At 72.2% G+C, this 24,797-nt stretch carries 19 protein-coding genes; 12 read left to right on the forward strand and 7 right to left on the reverse strand.

Annotated elements, in window-relative coordinates:
- The first annotated feature begins 10 nt into the window (after positions 1-10).
- On the forward strand, positions 11-1,051 hold the full coding sequence (locus tag CS0771_RS14500) for a helix-turn-helix domain-containing protein (RefSeq protein WP_212841451.1): 1,041 nt from the start codon (positions 11-13) through the stop codon (positions 1,049-1,051).
- Positions 1,045-1,398, forward strand: a complete 354-nt coding sequence (locus CS0771_RS14505) for a hypothetical protein (protein ID WP_203757080.1) — start codon at positions 1,045-1,047, stop codon at positions 1,396-1,398. The genes CS0771_RS14500 and CS0771_RS14505 overlap by 7 nt, the downstream gene beginning before the upstream one ends.
- Positions 1,399-1,514: 116 nt before the next feature.
- Here CS0771_RS14505 and CS0771_RS14510 read toward each other — a convergent pair whose 3' ends face one another.
- Complete coding sequence (locus CS0771_RS14510) at positions 1,515-2,885, reverse strand: permease prefix domain 1-containing protein (RefSeq protein ID WP_212841452.1); 1,371 nt, start codon at positions 2,883-2,885, stop codon at positions 1,515-1,517.
- A 5-nt stretch (positions 2,886-2,890) separates the two neighbouring features.
- Positions 2,891-3,256 carry a PadR family transcriptional regulator gene (locus tag CS0771_RS14515; RefSeq protein WP_212841453.1) on the reverse strand — a complete coding sequence of 122 codons (366 nt, stop codon included), beginning with the start codon at positions 3,254-3,256 and terminating at the stop codon, positions 2,891-2,893.
- 190 nt (positions 3,257-3,446) lie between these two features.
- On the opposite strand from CS0771_RS14515, the gene CS0771_RS14520 reads away from it, so the two are divergent.
- Entirely contained in the window at positions 3,447-4,565 is a 1,119-nt protein-coding gene (locus CS0771_RS14520) for a hypothetical protein (RefSeq protein WP_212841454.1), read from the forward strand.
- A 148-nt stretch (positions 4,566-4,713) separates the two neighbouring features.
- Positions 4,714-7,002 carry a UvrD-helicase domain-containing protein gene (locus tag CS0771_RS14525; RefSeq protein ID WP_212841455.1) on the forward strand — a complete coding sequence of 763 codons (2,289 nt, stop codon included), beginning with the start codon at positions 4,714-4,716 and terminating at the stop codon, positions 7,000-7,002.
- Between the two features lie 87 nt (positions 7,003-7,089).
- On the opposite strand, the gene CS0771_RS14530 is transcribed toward CS0771_RS14525, so the two are convergent.
- A complete protein-coding gene (locus tag CS0771_RS14530) occupies positions 7,090-8,769 on the reverse strand; it encodes a sugar ABC transporter permease (protein WP_212841456.1) in 1,680 nt (559 codons plus the stop codon).
- A gap of 144 nt (positions 8,770-8,913) precedes the next feature.
- Between CS0771_RS14530 and CS0771_RS14535 the strand changes: the two genes are divergently transcribed.
- Complete coding sequence (locus tag CS0771_RS14535) at positions 8,914-9,336, forward strand: Fur family transcriptional regulator (RefSeq protein WP_212841457.1); 423 nt, start codon at positions 8,914-8,916, stop codon at positions 9,334-9,336.
- Positions 9,337-9,377: 41 nt separating this feature from the next.
- Complete coding sequence (gene katG, locus CS0771_RS14540; protein ID WP_212841458.1) at positions 9,378-11,603, forward strand: catalase/peroxidase HPI; 2,226 nt, start codon at positions 9,378-9,380, stop codon at positions 11,601-11,603.
- A gap of 110 nt (positions 11,604-11,713) precedes the next feature.
- On the opposite strand, the gene CS0771_RS14545 is transcribed toward katG, so the two are convergent.
- Complete coding sequence (locus CS0771_RS14545) at positions 11,714-13,039, reverse strand: hypothetical protein (RefSeq protein WP_212841459.1); 1,326 nt, start codon at positions 13,037-13,039, stop codon at positions 11,714-11,716.
- Positions 13,040-13,230: 191 nt separating this feature from the next.
- On the opposite strand from CS0771_RS14545, the gene CS0771_RS14550 reads away from it, so the two are divergent.
- Both CS0771_RS14550 and CS0771_RS14555 read left to right on the forward strand, forming a co-directional pair.
- A complete protein-coding gene (locus CS0771_RS14550) occupies positions 13,231-14,082 on the forward strand; it encodes a triacylglycerol lipase (RefSeq protein ID WP_212841460.1) in 852 nt (283 codons plus the stop codon).
- Positions 14,083-14,227: 145 nt separating this feature from the next.
- Positions 14,228-17,209 (forward strand): S8 family serine peptidase, encoded by a 2,982-nt coding sequence (locus CS0771_RS14555; protein ID WP_244870790.1) that lies wholly within the window; start codon positions 14,228-14,230, stop codon positions 17,207-17,209.
- A gap of 60 nt (positions 17,210-17,269) precedes the next feature.
- On the opposite strand, the gene CS0771_RS14560 is transcribed toward CS0771_RS14555, so the two are convergent.
- Positions 17,270-17,965 (reverse strand): hypothetical protein, encoded by a 696-nt coding sequence (locus CS0771_RS14560; RefSeq protein ID WP_212841461.1) that lies wholly within the window; start codon positions 17,963-17,965, stop codon positions 17,270-17,272.
- A gap of 158 nt (positions 17,966-18,123) precedes the next feature.
- Between CS0771_RS14560 and CS0771_RS14565 the strand changes: the two genes are divergently transcribed.
- The 4 genes from CS0771_RS14565 to CS0771_RS14580 all read left to right on the forward strand — a co-directional run bounded on the left by CS0771_RS14565 (position 18,124) and on the right by CS0771_RS14580 (position 21,345).
- Positions 18,124-18,753 carry a hypothetical protein gene (locus CS0771_RS14565; protein ID WP_212841462.1) on the forward strand — a complete coding sequence of 210 codons (630 nt, stop codon included), beginning with the start codon at positions 18,124-18,126 and terminating at the stop codon, positions 18,751-18,753.
- An 86-nt stretch (positions 18,754-18,839) separates the two neighbouring features.
- Positions 18,840-19,901, forward strand: coding sequence for a sensor histidine kinase (locus CS0771_RS14570; RefSeq protein WP_212841463.1), 1,062 nt, complete (start codon positions 18,840-18,842; stop codon positions 19,899-19,901).
- Positions 19,898-20,563: a response regulator transcription factor gene (locus CS0771_RS14575; RefSeq protein ID WP_212841464.1), complete on the forward strand. Its 666-nt coding sequence runs from the start codon at positions 19,898-19,900 to the stop codon at positions 20,561-20,563. The genes CS0771_RS14570 and CS0771_RS14575 overlap by 4 nt, the downstream gene beginning before the upstream one ends.
- Positions 20,564-20,655: 92 nt before the next feature.
- Positions 20,656-21,345 carry a Pr6Pr family membrane protein gene (locus tag CS0771_RS14580; protein ID WP_212841465.1) on the forward strand — a complete coding sequence of 230 codons (690 nt, stop codon included), beginning with the start codon at positions 20,656-20,658 and terminating at the stop codon, positions 21,343-21,345.
- A 5-nt stretch (positions 21,346-21,350) separates the two neighbouring features.
- Here CS0771_RS14580 and CS0771_RS14585 read toward each other — a convergent pair whose 3' ends face one another.
- Together CS0771_RS14585 and CS0771_RS14590 are read right to left on the reverse strand one after the other, a co-directional pair.
- The gene (locus CS0771_RS14585) at positions 21,351-22,541 is read right to left on the reverse strand and encodes a tetratricopeptide repeat protein (protein ID WP_212841466.1); all 1,191 of its coding nucleotides are present in this window, start codon (positions 22,539-22,541) and stop codon (positions 21,351-21,353) included.
- Positions 22,538-24,796 (reverse strand): CHAT domain-containing protein, encoded by a 2,259-nt coding sequence (locus CS0771_RS14590; protein ID WP_212841467.1) that lies wholly within the window; start codon positions 24,794-24,796, stop codon positions 22,538-22,540. Before CS0771_RS14590 ends, CS0771_RS14585 begins: the two co-directional genes overlap by 4 nt.
- Between the last annotated feature and the right edge of the window lies 1 nt (position 24,797).

Raw genomic sequence — 24,797 nt, forward strand, 5'->3', positions numbered from 1 at the left:
GATGCCGCCGATGAGTAGCGCAGGTCGGGAGCTGCAACGCTGGCGCAAGAGACGTCGGCTGTCCCTGCGAGCCCTTGCCGAGAAGGTCAACTACAGCTACGTCTATCTGTGGGAGATCGAGAGAGGCGGCAAGCCGGCACTGGCCATGGTGATGGCAGCATGTGATCGTGCATTGGAAGCAGGCGGGGAGTTGGCCCGCCTTGCTGAAAAGGGCGGGGATGTGAAGCGACGGGAGTTCCTCCAGAGCACGGTTGCCGCACCGCTGATGCTCCGTGGTGCCCTGAGCGGGCTCAATGATCAGCTCTGGAAGGTCTACGTCGCGGCCTCGGACAAGAGTTCACTGCTTCCGCTGGCCAATGCCCAGCTCGTGATCACTGACGACGACCTGATGCGTGCTGATGTATTGCAGCTCATCGGGGAGATCTACTTCGACGGCAACCGCTACTCGGACGCGGTGCGCTGCTACACGGAAGCCGCGACAGCCGCCAGCGGCACGAACGCTGATCACGACCTCTGGGCTTGCGCGCTCATCCGCCACGCCTTCGTCGGCGTCTACGAACGCCGGTTCGCGGACGCACTGCGCCTGCTGGAACTGGCCGAGGGTGTGGCAGCTCGCGGGGACAGTCAGCTCACGACCTCGCCATGGGTGCAGGTCGTAAAGGCGCAAGCGCTGGCCGGCCTGGGCGATGCCAGCGGGTGCAGGCGGTCGCTGGACCTGTCCCACGCTCTTGACGGCCGTACGAACAACGGTGGCTGGCTGCGGTTCGACGGTTCTCGCATTGCCGAGGAGGCCGGGGCCTGTTTCATCCAGCTCGGTCGCCCAGACCAGGCCGAGATCCAGCTTGAACAGGCGCTCGCCGGTCTCGCTACGTCGTCGAGGCGGCGTGGCGTCGTCTTGGCGGACCTGGCCATGGTCGGCGTCATGCGCAAAGATCGCGAATACGCGCTCCACTACGCCAGCGGGGCGCTGTCGATCGCGCGAGAGACCGGCTCCGGCCTGCTCACGCGCAAGCTCATGAACATTCAAGCCGAGATGCTGGGGGCATGGTGACCGGTGGTGAGATCTTCCGTGAGGCGTGGATCGCCGGGGTGCGCAAGCACTTCCCGGGCGAGCCGAAAGCGTCCTACATCGTGCCGTGGGAGGGCACGCCCCACTGGGAGCGCGCCAGCGCCGGGGCCGTATACGAGCAGGTCGCGCTCCTCATCCGGCAGGGCGGCACCGACAAGCTGACGCGAGAGCAGAAAGGGCGCTTCGTCGCCCTCTGCTGGATCGCCCAGATCTACCACCACATCCCCGACCCGAAGCCCGCCTACGTCGCGAACTGGGAGCAGTTGCCGGACTGGCAGCAGGAGACCGACGCCGACATCTTCGAACACATCGCCGCGACCATGGACTGAAGCACCGCGCCCGGCACAAGCCGCCTGCTCGTTCGGCGTACCAGTGACACTGCGGGCCGGACACGCCGATGACGCGGCGCTCGGGGCGCCGCGCCATCGGGCTGTCGGGGGCTGCCTCAAGCGAAGTCGAACAGCGGCGGGAACACCAGCACGACCGTCCAGGCCCAGACCGCGTACACGGCCAGGTACCGCGTCTGCCACTGCTCCAGCTTGCCGAACGGCATCCGCCCGCGGATGAAGCCGAGGAACAGCCACGCCGACCAGGCCAGGTTGGCCAGCAGGATGAGGTTCTCACCCAGGGCCGCGGTCTTGTTGGCGGTGAAGCCGAACCCGGTGATCCGGCCGGTGATCGCGATCAGCACCAGCACGTCGATGACCAGCGCACTGACCACGAGCGCCAGCTGCAGCTTGTCGAACAGGCCGGGCCTGGCCGCGGGGTTGCGCGCCGACAGGGCGTACAGCAGCAGCCCCAGCACCACCACGAGCAGCAGGTCGAACACGATGAGCACTTCGCGCTCGACGTCGATGACGCTGGTGGTGAAGGCGACGGCGCCGAGGAACGCCAGCAGCGTCGCGGTGAACAGCGGCGTGAACACCTTGGTCAGCACGGGCGCCATGTTCTCCACGACGCTCTGCTTGGCCTCGACCAGCCACGCGGCGACCACGACCGCGGCGGCCGCGCCGCAGGGCAGCAGCCACTGCGAGATGAACGTCTCCGGGTCGATGCCGATGGCGTTGAACGTCCCGGCGGTGAACGCGGTGAGCACCCCGCCGCCGAGCGCGAGCAGCGCGTAGTAGATCAGGAATTCACCGGTGAACCTGATGAAGTCCATCCGGCGCTGCCCGGAGCGCCACTCGCCGCCGACGTAGGCGACGCCGACCACCAGCCAGAGCGCGATCGGCAGGTGGATCGCGGCGAGCACCAGCGTGTGCGAATCGCCCGCCATCGGGTACGTGTTGACGGCGGTCGCGCCGAGCGCGAAGAACGCCGCGAGCAGCCCGATGACCCCGGCGCCGAGCCGGCGCTGCCACGCGAAGTACGCGGCCAGCGGCACCAGCGCGAACAGGCTGGCGTTGCGAAGGAAGAAGGAGGCGGCGTCGTCGCTGTCCATGTCGAGGCCGAGCCAGCCGGGCACCTTGATCGCCAGGGCGGCCGCGGCCGCGCAGGCCACCATGACCGGCAGCTCCCGGCGGCTGCGGGCAGGTGCCTCGGGGTCGTCGCCGGTCAGCACCAGCTGCTTCCACAGCCGGTCGGAGTGCTCCCGGGCGAACTCGCGGGAAAGCTCGTCGAGGCTGCCCATGCGCTTGACGGCGATGAGGAAGGCCTCGTCGGGGTGCAGGCCGGCCTCGGTGAGGTCGGCGATGCGGCCGCGCAGGTGGTCCTCGAGTTCCTCGGCGTCGGCCTGGTGCATCGAGTGGCGGCGGCGCACGTACGCGCGCCACTCGGCGATCTGGGTCTCCAGGTCGTTGTTGCTGTCGACGGTCATGCCGATCACGCCCCGGCCGGTGCGATGAGCGGCAGCGGCATGGGCGCGGCGTTCCACACCCCGCGCAGGGTGTCGACGACCGCGGCCCACTGGCGGCGCTGCTCGGTCAGCTCGGCGCGGCCCAGGTCGGTGATGCGGTAGTACTTGCGGCGGCGCTCGCCGGCCGGGCTCTGCCAGTGGGACTCGACGTAGCCGAGCCGCTCCAGCCGGTGCAGCAGGGGGTAGAGCAGGCCGTCGGTCCATTCGAGATGGCCGCCGGACAGGTCGTTGACCTGTTTGAGGATCGCGTAGCCGTAGCTCTCGCCCTCGGCGAGGATGCCGAGGACGAGGGGGGTCGCCGAGGCCGCGACGAGATCTTTCGTGATGTGCACGAGGGATACCGCCTATACCTAGAACTGCTATGTATGGTAGTTCTAGGTGTCAGCCGAGCGCAACGCCCTGACCTGTGAAGATCTGGTGGAGGGGCGGCCGCTGTCGGAAACTGTTCGGGCAAGATCGACGTGATCTTGGCGGGGTGGCGCGGGGTGCGGGTGCGGGATCATGGTGTGCGAGGCTGGGGGCGTGGGGCAGGATCCGTTAAGCCAGGCGCAGCAGCTCGCGGCCGCCGGTGACCATGAGGGTGCGCTCGGGCTCGCGCGTGAGCTGGAAGCGCAGTACGCCGCGCAGGGCGACGACGGAGCGAACCTGCTGCTCTGGGTGCGGCTGAGCATGGCGCGGTGGCTGGCGGTGCAGGAGCGGCCGGACCGGCAGGCGGCGCTGGCCGTGCTCGACGCGGCCGAGCAGACCTGGCGATCGGCGGCCGTGCAGGGCTCGGAGATGGTGCACCTGCTCGGCGCCGAGCTGATGTCGCTGCGCAGCTTCGTGCTGCGCCAGCTCGGGTACGCCGCCGAGAGCCTCGCCGCGGGGGAGCAGGCCCTCGCCTTCTTCACCGAGCTGGAGCAGGACGCGCCCGAGATGCTGTCCGCGGTGGGGCGGGTGCCGCTGCTGCTCAACCGGGGCGCGGCGCTGGCCGACCTGGGCCGCACCACCGAGTCGCTGGCCCCGCTGGCCCAGGCCCTGGCGGCGCTGCGCGAGGCCGGGGGCGCCGCCGTGCACCGCGATGTCGAGATCGAACTGCTCGTGCTCCAGGGCACCTCGCTGACGCTGCTGGGCCGCTTCGCCGAGGCCGGCGCGGCCGAGACCGAGGCGATCGCGCTCGCCCGCAAGGAGTCCGGCCGGTCCGCCCGGCACCTGCTGTCCACCGCGCTGACCAACCACGCCACCACGCTGACCCGCACGCGGCGGTACGACGAGGCCCTCGGCGCGGTCCGCGAGGCGATGGCGGTGCTGCGCGAGACCGACGGCGAGCCGGTGACCGCCGTGCAGCGGCGCCGCTGGGGCCTGCCGCTGTCCACCGAGGCCGAGGTCCTGCTCGCGCTGGGCCGCCGCGAGGAGGCCGCCCGCGCCGCCCGCCGGGCCGAACCGGTGCTGCGTGAGTACGCCGCCGAGGTGCCGCTGCTGGTCGCAGGTTCGCTGGCCAACGTGTGCCTGCTCATCGGCGAGGCCGAGGACGACAGGGCCTACGCCGACGAGGCGCTGACCCGGCTGACCGAGCTGAGCGAACGCTTCCCCGGCCGGTACGAATACTGGTGGCGGCGCGCCCGTGACCTGGTCGGACGGCTGCACGACAAAGCCGGGTGACGGCGAACCTCTCCTCGCTCCGTCTTCCCGGCCGTATTCATTGTATCGGTCGCGCAAGTCGTACAGATCGCCCCGAATGATGATTTTCGGGCGCTGAGCTGCGTTTAGCCTCGTCAAGCCACCCAATCCCACGTCACCGGGGAGCACTGTGCCTGACGCCAGAACGCAGGAGATCGCCATTGAACAGCAGGCCGTCGATCAGGTCTACGAGCGCGTCGAGGTGATGCGGGCACAGGCCCGCGAGCTGGCCCGGGAGGGCCACCAGCGCGCCACCACCGGGCTGACCACCGGTCTCGTCGAACGCGACGCGATGGTCATCCGGGCGGACCGGCGCCTGCGCACCCTGGACGCCGAGGCCGAGGGTCTCGTGTTCGGCCGGCTCGACTACGACGACGGCGAGGTCTACCGCATCGGCCGCCTCGGGCTGCGCGACGAGCAGTCCGAACCGCTGCTGGTCGACTGGCGCGCCCCGGCCGCGGCAGCGTTCTACCGGGCCACGTCCGGCGAGCCGCTCGGCGTCGTGCGCCGCCGCATCATCATCAGCCGGGGCCCCGAGGTCATCGACCTCGACGACGACCTGCTCGACCCGGACGGCGCCGGTGAGCTGCGCGTGCTCGGCGAAGGCGCGCTGCTCGCGGCGCTGCGGCGCTCGCGCGGCCCGCTCATGCGCGACATCGTCACCACCATCCAGCGCGAGCAGGACGAGGCCATCCGCTCGCCCGCCCGGGGCGTGACCGTCGTCACCGGCGGTCCGGGCACCGGCAAGACCCAGGTCGCGCTGCACCGCGCGGCATACCTGCTCTACACCGACCGGGGGCGCTTCGCCGACGGGCGGGTCCTGGTCGTCGGTCCGTCCACCGTGTTCACCAACTACATCAGCCGGGTGCTGCCCGCGCTCGGCGAGGACAGCGTGCACCTGCGCGCCATCGGCGAGCTGTACGACGGGGTGACCGCCACGCGCCGCGATCCCGCGGCCGTCGCCGAGATCAAGGGCGCGGACAGCATGCCGCGGCTGCTGACCGAGCTGATGTGGCAGACCCCGCCGGGCGCGCCCGAGCGGCTGCGGCTGGTGTACGCGGGCCAGGTGCTCACCCTCGACGCGGCCGCTCTGGCCCAGGCGCGGGTACGCGCCCGCGAGCGCGCCGACCGGCTCGGCACCGCCCCCAACGCCGCCCGGGGCCTGGCCGCCGCCGCCCTGCTGGAGGCGCTGTGGACGCGCGTCGACGGCGAGCACCTGGAACGCGGCGCGTTCGTCGAGGACCTCGCGGACCGGGGCGAGTTCCTGAGCTTCCTGCGCGACTGGTGGCCCCACCTGACCCCGCCGGACGTGCTGTCCTGGCTGGACGACCCGGCCCGTTCCGCGCCCCTGCTCGGCGCTGCGGCCGCCGAGGCGCTCGCCGCGACCTACCGCGACCGTGACGGCTGGGCCGTGGACGACGTGCCGCTGCTCGACGAGCTGACCGGCCTGCTCGGCGAGGCGCCCCCGCCGCGCCGCCCGGCCCAGGCCGAGGCCGGCTGGCAGCTGCGCGAACTCACCACCGGCACGCAGCGCGTCGACACGTTCGTGCTCAGCCTCGGCCTGCACGACGGCTGGAGCCTGTACGCGCCCGGCCACCCGACGCCGATCGCGCTGGCCGGGCCGCGGATCGACAACGACGCGACGCACGCCGCGCAGCGCTGGGCCGAGGCCGTCATCCTGCGCGAGGGCCACCGGGTGTTGAGCTGGACCGACGGCTTCGACCCGCACGGCGAGGACGGGTACGTGCCGGTGCTCGCCGAGCCGCTGCCGCCGCCGGAGCCCGAGCCGGAGGACATCGGCGGGGACGACTACGCCCACGTCATCCTCGACGAGGCGCAGGACCTGTCCCCGATGGAGGCCCGGATGATCGCCCGCCGGGCCGCGTACGCGTCGATGACGATCGTCGGCGACCTCGGCCAGGCGACCCACCCGCTGGCCGCCGCGTCCTGGCCGGAGCTGCTCACCCGGCTCGGCCGCCGCGAGGCGCGCACCCTGGAACTGCGCACCGGCTACCGGGTGCCGCAGGCGCTGGCCGACTACGCCGCCCGGCTGCTGCCGCCCGGCATCGCCCCGACCCGCTCCTACCGGCCCGGCGGCGAGCTGACCGTACGCCGGGTCGACGACCTGCACGCCGCGGTCCGCGAGGCGGTACGCGACGCGCCCCGGGATGCGACGACCGCCGTCATCGCCGCCGACCACACCGCCGCCGCGCTGGCGCCGCTGGTCGAGGGCGCGACGGTGGTGCCCGCCGGCGTCGTCAAGGGCCTGGAGTACGACCACGTGATCGTGGTCGAGCCCGCCGAGATCCTCGCCGCCGAACCCCGCGGTGCCAGCCGCCTCTACGTCGTCCTCACCCGCGCCGTGGCCAGTCTCGCCGTCCTCCACCACGCCCCCCTGCCCCCGGCCCTCCACCCCTGACCCCGGCCCGATGTTCAAACACTCGCGGCCTCGGTGGTGAACCGAGGCCGCGAGTGTGCAGAGTCGACAGACAAGGGTGCCGGGGTGTCAGGCCGTGCTGTCCTTGGGGCTCTCGTGGTCCCCGGCCGAGGCGGCGATCGGGGGTTCGGCTGCCGGGGCGGCGGGCTGGGCGGGGGCCGCCGGGTACGGGTCGGTGGCCTGTGCGGGAACGGCCGGGAACGGCTCGGCCGCCGGGGCGTCGTCGCGGCCGGTGCGCAGGGCGAGCCGGTCCAGGGACAGGAGCTGCACCGCGGCGATCGCGGCGGCGATGACGAGCAGCAGCGGCAGCGGGTAGAGCCAGCCGGTCACGCCGCCGCCGCCGTCCAGGCCGCGGTAGCTGTACTCCGTCATGGTCTGCAGCACGACGACCTGCATCGGCGCGGAGTCCGGCCGCATGCCGGCGATCAGCGGCCACAGGGTGTCCTGCGCCGCGACGACCCAGACCATCAGCCCGGCCAGGCCGACCACGGGCAGGGCCCGGGTCAGCCGCACGCCCCGGAACAGCAGCGCGCTGCCGAACAGCACCGGGATGCTCAGCGACGCGGGCGGGACCAGGAACAGGAACTCGCTGCCGTCCTCGATCCGGTGCCGGAACGCGTCCGGGATCAGCGCGGGCAGCCCGGTGAACAGCCACGGCGCGAACGGCAGCAGCAGCAGCTCGCTGCGCCGGCCGAGTGGGCGCAGCGCGCCGATGCCGTATCCGGCGAGCACGGCCGCGGTCACCCCGAGCAGTGTGGACAGCAGCGGCGGGATCCAGGTGGAGACCAGGTGCGGCAGCACCCCGGACTCCCGGGCCGGGGCCGAGAACGACAGCGAGCTGGTCAGCCACGGCACCAGCGAGCCGAGCGCGATCAGCGCCGCCACCGCGGTGACCACCAGCGAGACGACGGTCCACGGCGAACTGCCCGCGGCCTGGTCGGGCGCGGCCTCGGCGGCGGCCTCGACCACCCGGGCGCGGGCGGCGATCAGCCATACGGTGACGCCCAGGCCGAGCACGGCGAGCACCGCCAGCAGCAGCACGGCACCGGCCGAGGCCACGCCCAGGTCGGCGAAGCGGAACCCGACGTCGAAGATCAGCATGGCGGGCGATCCGAAGCGCGGGCCGTCCGGCCCCCGCAGCAGGTACGGGAAGGTGAACGACTGCAGGGCGTACGCCAGGGAGGTGGCGGTGATGACCCCGCTCACCAGCAGCAGGCCGGGCCAGGCGTCGCCGAGTCGGGTGGACCGGCGCAGGACCAGCAGGAACGCGGTCGCGCCCAGGCCCACGGCGAGCGCGGCGAACGCGCCGTACTGCGTGAGGAAGGGGTTGAGGTCGCGCGGCGACTCGAAGGACAGCAGCCAGGCGACGGCGGCCATGGTGGCGCCCACGGCGGCCATGGGCAGTGCGAACGCGGCGCGCACGGCCCACCGCCCGCGCCGTCCGGCCAGCGCGGCGAGCCAGGCCAGCAGCAGGCCGCCGATCAGTGCGGTGAAGGTCAGCGCCAGGGCCAGCAGCAGCGGCCCGACCAGCGACTCGGCGAATTCGTCGATGATGGCGCTGTAGTTGTCGCCGCCCACCGACTCGGCCGGCTTGTCGAGCAGGGAGGCGTCGGTGAAGCTCGCCAGCAGCGTCCGGACGGACGGGACCAGGTAGCCGGTGAACAGGAGCACGGTCGCTGGGATCAGTGCGAGCAGGCCGAGCAGCACACTCGTGCCGTTGCGAGGTGTCTTGGCGGGGGTGTCCAACATGTACCGGATGCTAACGTCCCGGGCCGACGCGGACAGCTTCGCCGAGGGGTCGCGCCGCGACCGCGACCGACGATAAAGTCATCTGGTGATGACATGTCGCGCATAAACTTGACTGATTCCAGAAAAGGGGCCAGACTTCCGGGCGTGGCCACGACCCTGGACTTCCAGCGGTTGCTGCGGGGGGCCGCGCTGCGCGTCACCCGGCCCCGGGTGGCGGTGCTGGGCGCGGTGCACGCGCTTCCGCACGCCGACACGGACTCGATCATCGCCGCGGTGCGCCGGGGCCTGCCCGAGGTGTCCCACCAGGCCGTGTACGACTGCCTGCACGCGCTGACGGCCGCGGGCCTGGTGCGCCGCATCCAGCCGTCCGGCCTGGTGGCCCGCTACGAGGCCCGGGTGGGGGACAACCACCACCACTCGGTGTGCCGGTCCTGCGGGCGGATCGCCGACGTCGACTGCGCCGTCGGCGAGGCGCCCTGCCTGACCGCTTCCCACGACCACGGCTTCGCCGTCGACGAGGCCGAGGTCATCTACTGGGGTCGCTGCCCCGCCTGCTCCACCACGTAATCCCCGATCGACCTGATCCGGCAAGTCACGGAAGGAACCCGATGTCCGAGAACCACGACGCCATCGTGCACGACGCCGAGGCCGGCGCGGAGTCCCGCTGCCCGGTCGCGCACGGACGCGCGCCGCACCCGACCCAGGGCGACGGCAACCGCGGCTGGTGGCCCAACCACCTCAACCTGAAGATCCTCGCGAAGAACCCGGCCGTGGCCAACCCGCTCGGCGAGCAGTTCGACTACGCCGCGGCGTTCCAGACGCTGGACCTGGCCGCCGTCAAGCGGGACATCGCCGAGGTCCTCACGGCGTCGCAGGACTGGTGGCCGGCCGACTACGGGCACTACGGCCCGTTCATGATCCGTATGGCGTGGCACAGCGCGGGCACGTACCGGATCAGCGACGGCCGCGGTGGGGCCGGCGCGGGCCAGCAGCGGTTCGCGCCGCTGAACAGCTGGCCGGACAACGGCAACCTGGACAAGGCCCGCCGCCTGCTGTGGCCGGTGAAGAAGAAGTACGGCCAGAACCTGTCCTGGGCCGACCTGATGATCCTGGCCGGCAACGTGGCGCTGGAGTCGATGGGCTTCAAGACGTTCGGCTTCGGCGGCGGCCGCGCGGACGTGTGGGAGCCGGAGACCGACGTCTACTGGGGCCCGGAGACCACCTGGCTCGGCGACGCCCGCTACACCGGTGACCGCGAGCTGGAGAACCCGCTCGGCGCGGTCCAGATGGGCCTGATCTACGTCAACCCGGAGGGCCCGAACGGCAACCCGGACCCGATCGCCGCGGCCCGCGACATCCGCGAGACGTTCCGCCGCATGGCGATGAACGACGAGGAGACGGTCGCCCTGATCGCCGGCGGCCACACCTTCGGCAAGGCGCACGGCGCGGGCCCGGCGGACAACGTCGGCGCCGAGCCCGAGGGCGCGTCGATCGAGGAGCAGGGCCTGGGCTGGAAGAACAGCTTCGGCACCGGCAAGGGCGGCGACACCATCACCTCCGGGCTGGAGGGCGCGTGGACGAACACGCCGGTCCAGTGGGACAACAGCTTCTTCGAGATCCTGTTCGGGTACGAGTGGGAGCTGTCCAAGAGCCCGGCCGGGGCGCACCAGTGGAAGCCGAAGGACGGCGCGGGCGCGGGCACGGTCCCGGACGCGCACGACGCGGCGAAGTCCCACGCGCCGATGATGCTGACCACCGACCTGTCGCTGCGCTTCGACCCGGTGTACGAGCAGATCTCGCGCCGCTTCCTGGCCGACCCGGCGGCGTTCGCCGACGCGTTCGCCCGCGCCTGGTACAAGCTGACCCACCGTGACATGGGCCCGGCCGTGCGCTACCTGGGCGCCGAGGTCCCGGCCGAGGTGCTGATCTGGCAGGACCCGCTGCCGGCCGTGGACCACGAGCTGGTCGGCGCGGCCGACGTGGCGGCGCTCAAGGAGCGGATCCTGGCCACCGGCCTGACCGTGGCCGAGCTGGTCTCGACCGCGTGGGCGGCGGCGTCGACGTTCCGCGGCAGCGACAAGCGGGGCGGCGCCAACGGCGCCCGCGTCCGCCTGGAGCCGCAGAGCGGCTGGGAGGTCAACAACCCCGACCAGCTCGCGCGGGTGCTGCACGCCCTGGAGGGCGTCCGGGACGCGTTCAACGCCGCCCAGTCCGGCGGCAAGAAGGTCTCGCTGGCCGACGTGATCGTGCTGGCCGGTGCCGCCGCGGTGGAGAAGGCGGCCGCCGACGCCGGGTACGCCGTCACGGTGCCGTTCACGCCGGGCCGCACCGACGCCGCGCAGGAGCAGACCGACGTGGAGTCGTTCGCGGCGCTGGAGCCGAAGGCCGACGGCTTCCGCAACTACCTCGGCAAGGGCAACCGCCTGCCCGCCGAGTACCTGCTGGTGGACAAGGCGAACCTGCTCACGCTGAGCGCGCCGGAGCTGACCGTGCTCGTCGGCGGCCTGCGGGTGCTGGGCGCGAACTACAACGGCTCGAGCCTCGGCGTGCTCACCGAGACCCCCGGCCGCCTGACCAACGACTTCTTCGTGAACCTGCTCGACCTGGGCACCACGTGGCGGTCGACCTCCGGCGACCAGGAGACGTTCGAGGCCGTGGACGCCTCGGGCGCGGTCAAGTGGACCGGCACCCGTGCGGACCTGGTCTTCGGCTCGAACTCCGAGCTGCGGGCGCTGGCCGAGGTGTACGCGAGCGACGACGCGAAGGAGAAGTTCGTGACGGACTTCGTCGCCGCGTGGGCCAAGGTCATGGACCTGGACCGCTTCGACGTCTGATCCGCACCACCCCTCAGGAAGCCCGCCGCCCCCCGTCGGCGGGCTTCCTGACGAAAGGAAGGGCACCTTCTTATCGCCTTCCGATGTAGAAGGTGCCCTTCCTAACCTCGTCAGGCTTCGGACGTCGGGCTGCGGCGTCTGCGAACGGTGGCCACGACGCCGGTCGCCAGCAGTGCGACGACGGCGGCCAGGACGAACGTCGCGGCGCGCGGGTGCGGGGCGCTGTCGGATTGCGACGCGGCGGCCGGGGCGAGCGCCGGGGCGGTCGCGGCGGGGGACGGGGACGGCGAAGCGGTGACCACGGTGGCCTTCGGGTGGCCCGCGCCGGTGGCCGCGGCCTGCGGCGCGGGGCCGGTCGCGGGCCATGACCGCGCCGAGGTGGCCGTGACGGCCAGGTGGCCGAGCGAGGTGTCCAGGATGACCGCCTTTCCGAGTAGCAGCTGCACGCGCACGGTGGCGGCCTCGGCGGACACCGCGGAGTCGGTGAAGGTGCGGCCCAGCTCGCCGATGGAGACCCGTACGGACAGCAGCGAGCGGGTCGGCGTGCGGCCGCGCAGCGACGCGTTGACGTACACGTCGGTGGAGATCTTCTCGGCGGACAGCTGCGCCACCGGGCGCCCTGCCGCGGTGACCTCCAGCACCGCGGGCCGGTAGTCGACCAGCGACCGGGCACGGCTGCCCCCGGCCACGGCGAGCAGTTTCGGCTGGCTGACCACCTTCACGGACACCTCGGCGGCCGTACCGTCGAACAGCGACACCTCGGCCAGGGAACTGCCCGCCCCGGCGGCGACGCCGACCCGGTGGCCGGGCAGGCGTACCAGCTCGGTGAACGCCTGCGACGCGCCCACCGACCGGACCCGCAGCAGGCTCGTCCCGGCGTCGGCGCCGTCGGCGCCCCCGGCGGAGACCGCACCGCCGCCCGCGGGCAGCAGCGTCAGCGAGCCGATGCCGGTCGCGGCGCGGGTCAGCGGACCCGTCTGCCCGCACCGGTAGTCCCGTCGCCAGGACGCGTCGGAGGTCAGCCTGCCCGCCTCCGCATCGAGCAGGCCCGGCGCGTTCAGGGCCAGCAGCCGCGTCTCCTGCGGCCCCGGTGATCCGGCCGCGGTGGCGATGCTGCGGGAGACGGCCGGCTCGCCGGGGTCGATGCCGAGCACGGCAAGCTCGCTCAGGTGTGCGGCCGCGACGGCCGGCTGGGCGGACGCGCTGTCCACGGCGCCGGTCGCGGAGGCCAGCCGCAGGTCGACCGCCAGCCGGTCACCCAGGATCGGCAGGTCCAGGGCCCGCAGCCGCAGCATGTCGGCCTGCGCCGAGGCGGTGAACCGGGCGGTGCAGTCGGGCGCGGCCTGGGCGGCGCCGGCCGGGAGCAGAACCGCGCAAGCTCCGGCGGTGAGCCCGACCGCGGCCGCGGCGGCACCGGTACGTCGTAGCCATGTCATGAGAACCCGTCCTTCTCGTCAGGGGCAGCGACATCCGCACAACGAGGACCGGCCACAACGGACGTTCGGCGTTATCGATTCGTTACCGAATCCGATCCGGCGCGCACCGCCGGTCCGGCAGGCCATGGACCTGTTGCGCCGTATCGGGAAGAATGCGCAGCGCACGCCCCCGCACACGGAATAAGGTACAAATGCGACGCACTGCTGCAGTCCTCGTCTCCCTCCTGCTCGCCGCGGGCGTCACGCTCGCCGCGCAGACTCCCGCACACGCTGCCCCGGCGCGGGCCAACGGCCAGGCGAACACCGTCGTCTTCATCCACGGCTGGAGCCCCGACGGCGACGCGAACTGCGACGCCTACTGGTCCGCCGTCACGAACCAGTTCACGAACGCGGGCTGGACGGGCGATCTGGTGACGTTCGGCTACTACTCGGGCAACACCAACTGCGACATCCTGTTCCCCGGCGACACCATGAACACGTCCATCAAGGCGGTCGGCAAGGCGCTGGCCAACGAGCTGTACAGCCGCTACTCGGCCAACGGCGTCAAGGTCGACGTGGTCGGGCACTCGATGGGCGGCCTCGTGATCCGCTCCGCGCTGACCGAGACGGCCAAGGGCACGGCCGGGTATCCGCCCTACCTCTACGTCGAGGACGTGGTGACGCTGGGCACCCCGCACGCGGGCGCCACGTTCGCGGGCTGGTGCAGCCTCACGCTGTGGCTGCAGTGCAAGGAGATGGCGGCGGGCAGCTCGTTCCTGAACGGGCTGGCGGCCCGCCCGGAGTCCGCGATGGGCACCGACTGGACCGTGATCTCGTCGTTCGACGACGGCGACGTGGACGAGTCGTCCGGCGTCGCGATGAACGCCCAGCACAAGATCCAGTACGACGCCGACCTGGACCACACCGAGCTGCGTACGGCCACCGGCAGCTTCAACGCCCGCTACTGGCACACCGCCACCGCCACCACCTGGAGCGCCTGGGGCACCCGCGTCGGCCCGCTCCAGTGGGCCAAGAACGCCTGCTACTACCACACCTCGACCTGACCGGACGGATTGAGACAGGGAGATTTGCCTCTGGTGCGAGGGGTCGCGGTCGTGCAACGATCCCTTCGCATCGCGGTGTGGCGGCGTCCTGATCGGACCGGTGGCGGTTCTCGCCCGCCATCCGCCAGTCAGGAGGGACACCCCCGTGAGACTCAACCGACGGGCCGGTCGACGACCGGCCTCGATGGTGCTCGCCGTCGCCGCCACCGCCGCGCTCGCGGCCTCGGCGACCGCGGGCGCCCAGGCCGCCCCGCCCGGCTCGGAGGCCACCGCGCTGTACCTGGTGCAGACGGTCAGCGACCCGGTCGCCACGTACGCCGGCGGCGTCAGCGGCTACGCCCGGACCCGCCCCGCCGCCGGTGAGCGGGTGGACGCGCACTCCTCCGCCGCCCAGCGCTGGCGTGACCGGCTGCGCGGCGAGCACGACGCCGCCCTGCGCGGCGCCCGCGTCGACAGCCGCCGCAAGGCCTACGACTACGGCGTCACCTTCAACGGCTTCAGCGCCCGCCTTACCGCCGCCGAGGCGGCCCGGCTGCGCGCCGACGGCGGCGTGCTGCGCGTCTGGAAGAGCGAGCAGCTGACCGCCGACACGATCACCACCCGTGACTTCCTGGGCCTGACCGGCTCCGGGGGCGTGTGGAACAAGCAGTTCTCCGGCGACGCGCACGCCGGTGAAGGCGTCATCGTCGGCATCATCGACTCGGGCATCTGGGTGGAGAACCCGTCGTTCGCCGCGCTGCCCACCCCGCGCCCGGACCAGCGCACCATCGACAAGAAGTGGAAGGGCACCTGCGACGTCGGCACCGAGCAGCCGGTGTCCTGCAACAACAAGGTGATCGGCGCCCGCTACTTCCACGACGACGCCAACGTGAACGAGGCCGAGTTCCTGTCCCCGCGTGACTACAACGGGCACGGCTCGCACACCGCCTCGACCACGGCCGGCAACTTCGGCGTGGCCGCCTCGATCAACGGCGGTTCGGTCGGCACCGTGTCCGGTGTCGCCCCGGCGGCGCGCATCGCGGCGTACAAGGTGCTGTGGCACAACCCGGCGGCGGGCAACTCCTCCGGCGGCACCGCCGACATCGTGGCCGCGATCGACGCGGCCGTCGCCGACGGCGTCGACGTGATCAACTACTCGATCTCGGGCTCGCGGCAGTACGTCGTCGACCCGGCGGAGATCGCGTTCCTCAACGCCGCCGCCGCGGGCGTGTTCGTCGCCGCGTCGGCGGGCAACTCCGGCGACGCGCTCGGCGCGGGCAGCGTCGCGCACAACTCGCCGTGGCTGACCACGGTCGCGGCCAGCACGCACGACCGCGGCAACACCAAGACGCTGACCCTGGGCGACGGCTCGACCTACACCGGCGTCGGCGTGGGCCCGGCGGTCGGCCCGGCCACCCTGATCGACTCCACCGTCGCGGGTCTGGCCGGCGCGGACCAGGCGCTGGTCAACCTGTGCTACCTCGGGACGCTCGACCCGGCCAAGGTGGCCGGCAAGATCGTGCTATGCGACCGGGGCGGCAACGCCCGCGTCGACAAGAGCAAGGCGGTCGCCGACGCCGGCGGCATCGGCATGATCCAGGCGAACACCAGCAGCGCCCAGTCGCTCAACGCCGACTTCCACTCGGTGCCCAGCGTGCACCTGGACGCCACGGCGGGCGCCGCGGTCACCGCGTACGCCGCCACGGCGAACCCGACCGCGACCATCTCCGCGGTCAGCACCGACCCGGTGCGCGCCCCGGTCATGGCCGGCTTCTCGTCCTACGGCCCGGCCCTGGCCGGCAACGGCGACCTGCTCAAGCCGGACATCACCGGCCCCGGCGTGGACGTGATCGCCGCCGTCGCGCCGCCGAACGCGGGCGGCAACAACTTCAACTCGCTCTCGGGCACCTCGATGTCCTCGCCGCACATCGCCGGCCTGGCCGCCCTGCTCAAGAGCAAGAACCCGAAGTGGTCGCCGATGTGGATCAAGTCGGCGCTGATGACCACCGCCACCACCAAGGACAACACCGGCCAGCCGATCCAGTGGTCGCAGGGTGACGCCACCCCGCTCAACTACGGCTCCGGCCACGTCGTGCCCGGCAGCGCCTTCGACCCGGGCCTGGTCTACGACTCCACGCCGGAGCAGTGGCTGCAGTACGCGTGCGGCATCGGCCAGCTCCAGCTGATCACCGAGGAGTCGTTCTGCCAGTCGGTCGGCTCGATCGACCCGAGCGACCTGAACTACCCGTCGATCGCCGTCGGCGACCTGCCGGGCGTGCAGACCGTGACCCGCCGGGTCACCAACATCAGCAAGAACTCCTCGGTGTACGCCGCACAGGTCACCGCCCCCGCCGGGTTCAAGGTCACCGTGTCGCCGAAGACGCTGACGGTGCCGCCGGGCGCGACGAAGTCGTTCAAGGTGACCATCACCCGCACCACGGCCACCGCGGGCACCTGGGCGTTCGGCTCGCTGAGCTGGTCGGACCTGCGCGGCCACAAGGTGACCAGCCCGATCGCGGTGCGCTACGCCGCGCTGGCCGCCCCGGTCGAGGCCACCGGCTCGGGCGTCAGCGGCAGCGTCGCGCTGCCGGTCCGGACCGGCTACGCGGGCACGCTGACCACGGCGGTGTCCGGCCTGGCCGCCGCCGATGTGAGCAGCCTCGCCTTCGACGGCCCGAGCGCGAGCTTCACCCCGGTGGTGTCGGGTTCGACCAAGAAGGTCACGGTGACGGTCCCGGCCGGCACCGCGCTGGCCCGCTTCGCGACGTTCGACGCCGACGTCCCCATGGGCACCGACGTCGACCTGCACGTCTTCCCGGCGGGCATGACCACCGGCGAGGTGGCCACCAGTGACGGCGGCACCGCGCAGGAGTCGGTGACGCTGGGCGAGGGCAGCTACGACGTGTACGTGCACCTGTTCGCGTCGTCCGGCGCGCTGACCGTGCCCGGCCACGCCTGGGTCGTGCCGTCCGCCGCGGCCGGCAACCTCACGGCCACCCCGGCCACCCAGCCCGCCTCCGTCAACGGTGCCGCCACGGTGACCGCGACCTGGTCCGGGCTCACCGCGGGCGTGCGCTACCTCGGCGTGCTCACCTTCGGGGACGGCACCTCGGCCGTCGGCCGCTCGGTGTTCGCGATCACGGGCTGAATCCCGTGACGAAGAAAGGGGCGTCCTCCCGGCCGGGAGGACGCCCCTTTCGCACGCGGGTCAGTACTGCATGACGCAGTACACCACCGTCGGATGGGTGAACCGGTACCACCGGTTCCACTTGTAGTCCTTGGTGCACTTGTTGCCGTTCGAGGCGCCCGGCACGATGTCGATCACGTGCACTGTTCCCTTCGCCTTGCACTTGGCCGCAGCGGTGACGAAGCCGCTGCCCGTGGCGAACTTGTAGCAGTAGGTGCGCACCAGGTGCAGCTGCAGGCAGAGCCGGTAGCCGTCCACCGTGATGTACGGCCCCGCCGGGTCCGAGCAGCTGTTCTGCTTGTAGTCCACCGACAGCACCCGGTACGTGCCCTGGGAGCCGTTGCAGTTGCCCACCCCGAGGAACGTGCCGCTCACGTCGACGGAGATGCAGTCGCCGATCGAGACCGGCGCGGGCGGCGGCGCGGCCTCCGTGGTCGGCGGCGGCGGGGGAGGGGAGTACGTGTACTCCGACTGCGCCGCCGCGGGCGTGCGCGGCGAAGGCGCTTCACTCTTGTTCGCGTTGTACAGCACGAACCCGCCCACGCAGAGCCCCGCCAGGCACAGCACCAGCACGCCGGCGATCACGCCGATGATCAGGCCGGTGTTGTTCTTCTGCGGCGGCGGCAGCGGCGGGAACGGCGGCGGAGGCGGCGGGAACGCGCCCGGCGGCATCGGATCTGGGGGGCCCGGCGGGCCCGGCGGAGGTGGCAGCGTCACCCGTGGAGTCTCACACGGATCATCAAGCGCCGCCGAAACGGAGGTCCACAACAGACGGACTCCTCCGCGCGGGTGAGCCGCCCGCTCACCCGCGCGAGCGATCACTTCGCCCAGCTCAGCGCGCAGGATCAAGGCGCCACGAGAGCAAGGGAGAGAAGATGACCATCGCACGTGCCTTCGTCGCCGCGCCGCTGCTGCTGCTGGCGTACGGCGTCATCCGCATCATCGACGGACTGGACGGCGTACGCGGACCCGGCGTCGCCTGGACCACCGGCCACCTCGCGTTCGTGCTCGCGCTGGCGCTGTTCGTACCCGTCATGTGGACGATGCGGCGCCTGGCCGGAGCCGGGCGGGCCGCCACGGCCGCGGCCGCCGTCGGGTTCGCCGGGATCGCCGCGCTCACCGTGCAGTTCGGCATCGACCTGGTGCTCGGTTTCCTCGCCGCCGACAAGGCCGAGATGAGCGCCATGGCCCGCTCGATCATGGAGCTGCCGGGCGTGACGCCGGTGGTCTACACGTTCGGCCCGATGCTGTTCTACGTCGCGCAGGTGTGGCTGGTCGTCCAGCTCGCCATGCGCGGCCGGGTCAAGTGGTGGACGCCGGTGCTGGTGCTGACCGACATGATCCTGCCCTTCGTGAACAAGGACCTCATCCCGATCGGCGCTGTCTGCCTGCTGATCTCCTTCGCGCCGCTGATCCGCGCCGTGCGGGTGAGCGCCGCCGCCAGACCCGGCAACGCGGATCCAGCGGACCACACGGGCATCGCACAGCCGGCTCCGGTGGCCTGAGCGTGCACGACGAGCACGCCCGGCGGGTGGCTGCCGTCCGCCGGGCCGGCTGCTCTGGCCGGGCCGGTTGGCTAGGCTGGGCGACCATGCGGCACGACTGGTGGCGGGACCTGGGCTTGGCCGCGCTGGTGCTGCTCGCGCAGTCGGCGCCGTTCCTCGTGACGCACCCGGCTGCGGGCGGCGACTGGCCCCTGGTGTCCTGGCTGCCGGTGGTGCTGTCCGCGCTGCCGGTCGCCGTGCGGCGGCGGTGGCCCGCGAGCTGCCTGCTGCTGTCGGCGATCGGCGTCGGCCTCTACGGCCTCGCCGAGACCGCTCCCGCCCAGCCCATCTGGTACGGCCCGCTCATCTGCATGTACGCGGTGGCGTACCAGTCCACCCGGGTGATCCGGATCGCCTCGCTCGCGGTCACCGCGCTGGGCATGCTGCTCACCATCGGCTCCCTGAACACGGCGGTACGCGAGCTGTCCACCTGGTCGGCCGCGTACGCCCTGGGCGCTCTCACCCGGGCCCGCCGGGAGACCGCGCGGGCCGCCGAGCGCCAGGCCGCGGAGCTGGCCGCCGAGCGCGAACGCGCCCGCATCGCCCAGGACCTGCACGACATCCTCGGCCACGCGTTCAGCCTGATGGTGGTGCAGGCCGAGGCGGGCGCGGCGGTCGCCCGCACCGACCCGGACCGCGCCGAACGCGCCTTCGACGCGATCGCCACGGCCGGCCGCGACGCGATGACCCAGCTGCGCACCACGGTCGGCGCGCTGCACGACGCCGGGCGGGCGCCGCAGCCGACCCTGGCCGACCTGCCCGAGCTGCTGCGGCAGGTCGAGGACGCCGGGCTTGCCGCCCGCCTGGCCGAGCACGGACCACGACGGCCGGTGCCCGCCCAGGTGCAGCTCGCGGCATACCGCATGATCCAGGAGGCGATCACGAACGTGGTGAAGCACGCGGGCGCGACCTCGGTCGAGGTCGCACTCGACTGGCGGCCCGGGGAGCTGGCCGTCACGGTGACCGACGACGGGCGCGGGCCTGACGCCCGGGGGACCGGCGGGCACGGGCTGACCGGCATCGCCGAGCGGGTGGCCGCCGCCGGCGGCCGGGTGGCGTACGGGCCCGCGCCGGCGGGCGGATTCCGGGTGGAGGCGGTGTTCGGATGATCAGAGTGGTGGTCGCCGACGACCAGGAGCTGGTCCGGGCGGGGTTCGCGACGATCCTGTCGGTGCAGCCGGACGTCGAGGTGGTCGCCGAGGCGGGCACCGGCCGTGAGGCCGTCGCCGCGGTCGAGCGGCACCGGCCCGACGTCGCGCTGCTCGACATCCGCATGCCCGACCTCGACGGCATCGAGGCCGCCCGGCTGATCTGCGCGGACACGGACACCCGCGTGATCATGCTGACCACGTTCGACTCCGACGAGTACGTCTTCGCCGCGCTGCACGCCGGGGCCAGCGGCTTCCTGCTCAAGGACGTTCGCCGCGACGACCTGCTGCACGCCGTGCGGGTCGTGCACGACGGGCAGTCGCTGCTCGCGCCCGGCGTCACCCGGCGGCTGATCGACGACGTGCTCGCGGTGCACCGCCGTGAGGGCCGCGCGCACGTGCGCCAGGTGCCGGGGCTGGAGCAGCTCACCGACCGCGAGCGGGAGACGCTGGTGCTGCTCGGCCGGGGACTGTCCAACGCCGAGCTGGCCAAGGCCCTGTTCGTCACCGAGAACACGGTGAAGACCCACGTCAGCAACGTGCTGAGCAAGCTCGGTCTGCGCGACCGGGTGCAGGCGGTGATCTGCGCGTACGAGTCGGGCCTGATCGCGCCGGGCGGCTGACCGCTTCCTGCCATGAGTGATCTCCAGCGGCTCTTGGCTGGACGGCGATCGGCGTGGATGATTCCGGCGGAGTCTCAGCGGAGGGAGCACCGGTGAAGGCGATCGTCGGGAGTCCGGCCTCGTGGTGGCGGGTCGCACTGGTCACGGTGGGCGTGCTGGGGCTGCTGTCGGGCACCCACCGGCTGACCTTCTACACCAGCCAGACCACGGTCGTCGCGCTCGGCTACTTCGGCGGCGTCCTGTACTGGTCGGTGCGCCGCGGCACGAGCGACCCGGCCGCGCCCCGGCTGCGCGGCGCGGTCACCCTCTGGATCATGATCACCATGCTGGTGTCGCACTTCGTGAACAACCACGGGGAGAACCCGCTGCCCGGCCTCGTCGACCCCGATCCGGCGACGGCGCTGGTGAACCGGTCCACGTTCCTGCTGCACTACGTGCTGCCCCTGATGGTGCTGGCGGACTGGCTGGCCTTCGGGCCGCGCCGGGTCACGCGCTGGAGCGACCTGCCGCTGTGGCTGATCTGGCCGACGGCGTACGTGGTGCTGTCGGTGTTCCGCGCGTTCGCCTTCCCTACGGCGGAGAACCGGTACCCGTACGGCTTCCTGGACCCGACCGAGGGCGGTTACGGCTCGGTCGTCGTCGGAGTGCTGCGCCTCGCCGTCGGCATCTCGCTGCTCGGCGCCGCGTTGATCGGGGTGGACCGCCTGCTCGGCCGCCGTTCCGCGCCTGCCGGCAGCACCGGCCCCGCGCCCGATCAGGCGGCCACGTCGCCGGCCGCCTGACGGGGTCAGATCCCGCCGCCGGGCTGTGCTCGTGCGAGGCGCAGCTGCTCGAGCACAGCCGTGTCGGCGGCGAGTCCCGGGAGGCCGACCTCCCGGTCGAGTGCCACGACGAGTTCGAGTTCGCCGATCGCGCGGTCGAGATCGCCGTTGTCCCGATGGATCATCGCGATGTTGTAGCGGGTGACCCCCTCGCCCGCCCGGTCGCCGACCTCCTGCCGGATGAGCAGGCTCTGCTCGTAGCAGGCCAGGGCCTGCCTGCGGTCGCCCAGGCCGTGGTACGCGCTGCCGATGTTGTTGAGAGTGATCGCTTCCTCGGCCCGGCTGTCGGTCTCGCGCACGAGGCTCAGGGCCTGTTCGTAGCAGGCCAGGGCCTGCCGCCGGTCGCCCAGCCCGCTGTACACGCTGCCGATGTTGCTGAGCGTGGCGGCCTCGCCCGCCCGGTCGCCGACCTCCCGGCGGATGGGCAGGGCCTGCGCATAGCAGGCCAGGGCCCGTTGCCAGTCGCCCAGCGCGTTGTGCGCGAGACCCATGTTGTTGAGCGCCGCCGCTTCGTGGGCGCGGCTGCCGATCTCCTGCAGGATGGGCAGGGCTTGCTGGTGGTACGCCAGGGCCCGCCGGTCGTCGCGCAGAGCGTGGTAGGTGCTGCCGATGCTGTTGAGGGTGATCGCCTCGCCGGCCCGGTCGCCGATCTCCCGCATCAGGCGCAAGGCCCGCTCCAGGTAGGTCAGCGCACGCGGCTGGTCACCCATCGCGTGGTGGACGCTGCCCATGTTGCTGAGCGCGACCCCTTCGCCGACGCGGTCACCGACCTGCCGTAGCAGAGACAACGCCTGCTCGAAGTAGTCCAGGGACCGCCGGCGGTCGCCCAGCCTGGTGTACACGTTGCCGATGTTGCTGAGCGTGGCCGCCTCGCCGGCGCGGTCACCGGCTTCCCGCATGATGGCCAGCGCTTGCTCGTAGTGGGCCAGTGCCGGTCGAGGCTGTCCGGTGGCGGTCTCCGCCCAGCCCAGGAAGTAGAGGGCGGCCGCGTCCGGGCCGAGGGTCAGCGTCGCCTGCGACAGCGACGCCACGTCGGCGAACCGTGACCGGCTCAGCCACAGCACAGCGAGGCCGCTCCCGGCCTCCCGGGCGATCACCGGCTCGCGGCCCGCCACCGCCAGCCGGTGCACCTCCGCCCAACGCGCGACCGACGTCACGACGTAGGCCCGGATTCCGCCGGTTCCATGACCCAGAGCTTGTGCAGGGACCGGGCGGCGGCGGCGCAGGCTTCGACGTACTCCTCTTCGGTGAGCAGGGGACGGATGAGCGGACGCAGCACGTTGGACACGAAGTAGCGGGGCTGGCGGGTCTCGGGGTCGGTGCCTTCCTCGATCAGGCCGAGTTCGGCGGCCCGCTTGACATGCTGGGCCGCGTCGGGGTGCTCGTGGATGGCGTACACCGTCTCGGCGGGGATGGGCAGTTCGACGACGTTGACCTTCGCGAGCATCTTCTGCAACTCGGCAGGCTGTGCGCCGAGGAGGTTCTTGGCGAGGATGGTCTCCCGCCGGAACTTGTCCGCCACGTTCTCGATGGCGGTGAGCAGGCCGTCGACGTCGAGGGTGGCATCCGCGACGATCCGGTCGAGCCAGTCGAGCAGGCGGGGGTTGCCGGCCGCCGCCTCGATGGCGCGCTGCCGGATGGAGAGATCGAGGCGAGACCCGGGCCGCAGGTTCGGCAGGTTCGTGATCTTCTTGATCTGCTCGACGGTGGTCAGGGTCTCCAGGGACTCCACGACCACGGTGGTCGCGGCCGGCGCCGGGAATCGGTAGCGGCTGGTGATGATGACCCGGCTGGGGCTGCCGGTGTCCCTGATCGCCTTGAGCAGCGCCGGGAGGATGTCGGCCAGCTCGCTGGAGAGCACGTGGCCACCGGCGCGCTCGTCGAGGTTGCCGTCCTCGAAGTCGTCGAAGACGAACAGGCAGGGGGTCTTGCCGAGGGGCCCGTCGACGTCGAGCAGATGCCGTAGCCGTACGGCGAGGGGGGCCTGCTCGTTGTCGAGCAGCTTGGCCGCCTCGATCTGCTGCTCCAAGGTGGGGAAGGTGACCTTGGTGGTGAGTTCCCGGAACTTCGTCAGGTCCACCTTGCCGTACCAGACGGCGCGCTGGTGGGTCGGCATCCGCTCCAGCAGCCGGGAGGCGAGGCTGCTCTTGCCGAGGCCGCCCATGCCGTGCAGGACCAGCGCCTCGGCGGCGCCCGCGGTCCCCGAAGACTGCTTGAGGGTACGCAGGCAGCGCTGGATGATGCGGCGCCGCCCGACGAAGGCGGTGCGCGAGGCGACCCGGGACCGTTGCGTCTGCGGGTCCAGGAACTCCTGGTCGGCGCCTCGGATCGGGATCCGGGCACGTCCCCGGGTGTTCAGGGGAGTGACCATGGTCGTGAAGGGCGACCTGTCGGCGTACACGCGCAGCAGGTGCCAGTTGCTGCTCTCGGCGGCGTACAGCTGCCGGCGGGCTTCGATGACGGCCCGGTCGAGCGGCTCCCCGCCGGCCAGCGCCTGGTAGAGGTGGGCGGCGAACACGGTCGCCGAGACGTCGCCGACCGGCAGCGCCCAGCCGAGGACGGTCGGCGCTCCCGCGCGCACCAGGCTCTCGCTCATCGAGGGGAACGTGCCGCCGTCGGGGGCGTTGCCGGTCAGGCAGCCGGAGAGGAAGACCAGCCGCGGCCAGTGCCCGGACATGGCGTCGGCGATCTGGTCGGCGGTGACCGTGCTGAGCTGGCCGAGCTCGTCCTCGGCCAGGAAGGTGGGCTGCCCGTCGGCGCTGATGGTGGCGTGCCCGCTGAGGTGCAGCACGTCGAAGTACCCCGCGCCGTGGTCGCGGCTGAGGAAGCGCAGGCCCTCCAGGGTGCCGCTCTCCTCGACGACCAGCTCGGTGCCGGTGCGCGAGGTCGCGTCGAGGATGGCCGCCTCCTCCGCCTCGTAACTGAGCACGGGCTCGACCCCCTCCGGGGAGGTGGCCATGAACAGCACCCGCAGCGGGCGGTTGGGGAGATCGACGGTGGCCGGGCGGGCGGTGTTGGCGCCGATCGCCCGGACCGGCAGCAGCGGCGAGCGGCCGGCGACGGTCAGATAGGAGCCGCCGTCGGCGAGCAGCTCCCAGGGCAGGTGCCGCAGCCGCTCGGCTGCCGTGATACGCAGGATGGCCCCCTGCGGGCTCTCCAGGGCCGGGTCCAGCCATCGCTCGTCGCCGTCGAGGAAGGTGAACAGCTTCGCCCCGAGTTCGCCCAGCTGCGGTGAGTCGAACGCAGGCTGAGCGATCGCGTGTTGGCCGTAGTCGTGCTCAACGGCCTCGATCAGGTGATCGACAGCGGTCTTGTCCAGGCCGCGGGTCTTCGACGTCCCGTCACCGGTGTACAGCCGAAGCTCGCAGTAGTCGGAGGTCTGCTCGAAGATCTCGAGATGGAAGGTGCTCATG

It is taken from the genome of Catellatospora sp. IY07-71 (genome assembly GCF_018326265.1).
Lineage (GTDB): Bacteria > Actinomycetota > Actinomycetes > Mycobacteriales > Micromonosporaceae > Catellatospora.

Bases quoted from the DNA above. Each gene is read 5' to 3' on its own strand.
- CS0771_RS14500 (WP_212841451.1), top strand. From the start codon at position 11: ATGAGTAGCGCAGGTCGGGAGCTGCAACGCTGGCGCAAGAGACGTCGG.
- CS0771_RS14505 (WP_203757080.1), top strand. From the start codon at position 1,045: ATGGTGACCGGTGGTGAGATCTTCCGTGAGGCGTGGATCGCCGGGGTG.
- CS0771_RS14510 (WP_212841452.1), bottom strand. From the start codon at position 2,885: ATGACCGTCGACAGCAACAACGACCTGGAGACCCAGATCGCCGAGTGG.
- CS0771_RS14530 (WP_212841456.1), bottom strand. From the start codon at position 8,769: ATGTTGGACACCCCCGCCAAGACACCTCGCAACGGCACGAGTGTGCTG.
- katG (WP_212841458.1), top strand. From the start codon at position 9,378: ATGTCCGAGAACCACGACGCCATCGTGCACGACGCCGAGGCCGGCGCG.
- CS0771_RS14545 (WP_212841459.1), bottom strand. From the start codon at position 13,039: ATGACATGGCTACGACGTACCGGTGCCGCCGCGGCCGCGGTCGGGCTC.
- CS0771_RS14550 (WP_212841460.1), top strand. From the start codon at position 13,231: ATGCGACGCACTGCTGCAGTCCTCGTCTCCCTCCTGCTCGCCGCGGGC.
- CS0771_RS14565 (WP_212841462.1), top strand. From the start codon at position 18,124: ATGACCATCGCACGTGCCTTCGTCGCCGCGCCGCTGCTGCTGCTGGCG.
- CS0771_RS14570 (WP_212841463.1), top strand. From the start codon at position 18,840: ATGCGGCACGACTGGTGGCGGGACCTGGGCTTGGCCGCGCTGGTGCTG.
- CS0771_RS14575 (WP_212841464.1), top strand. From the start codon at position 19,898: ATGATCAGAGTGGTGGTCGCCGACGACCAGGAGCTGGTCCGGGCGGGG.
- CS0771_RS14590 (WP_212841467.1), bottom strand. From the start codon at position 24,796: ATGAGCACCTTCCATCTCGAGATCTTCGAGCAGACCTCCGACTACTGC.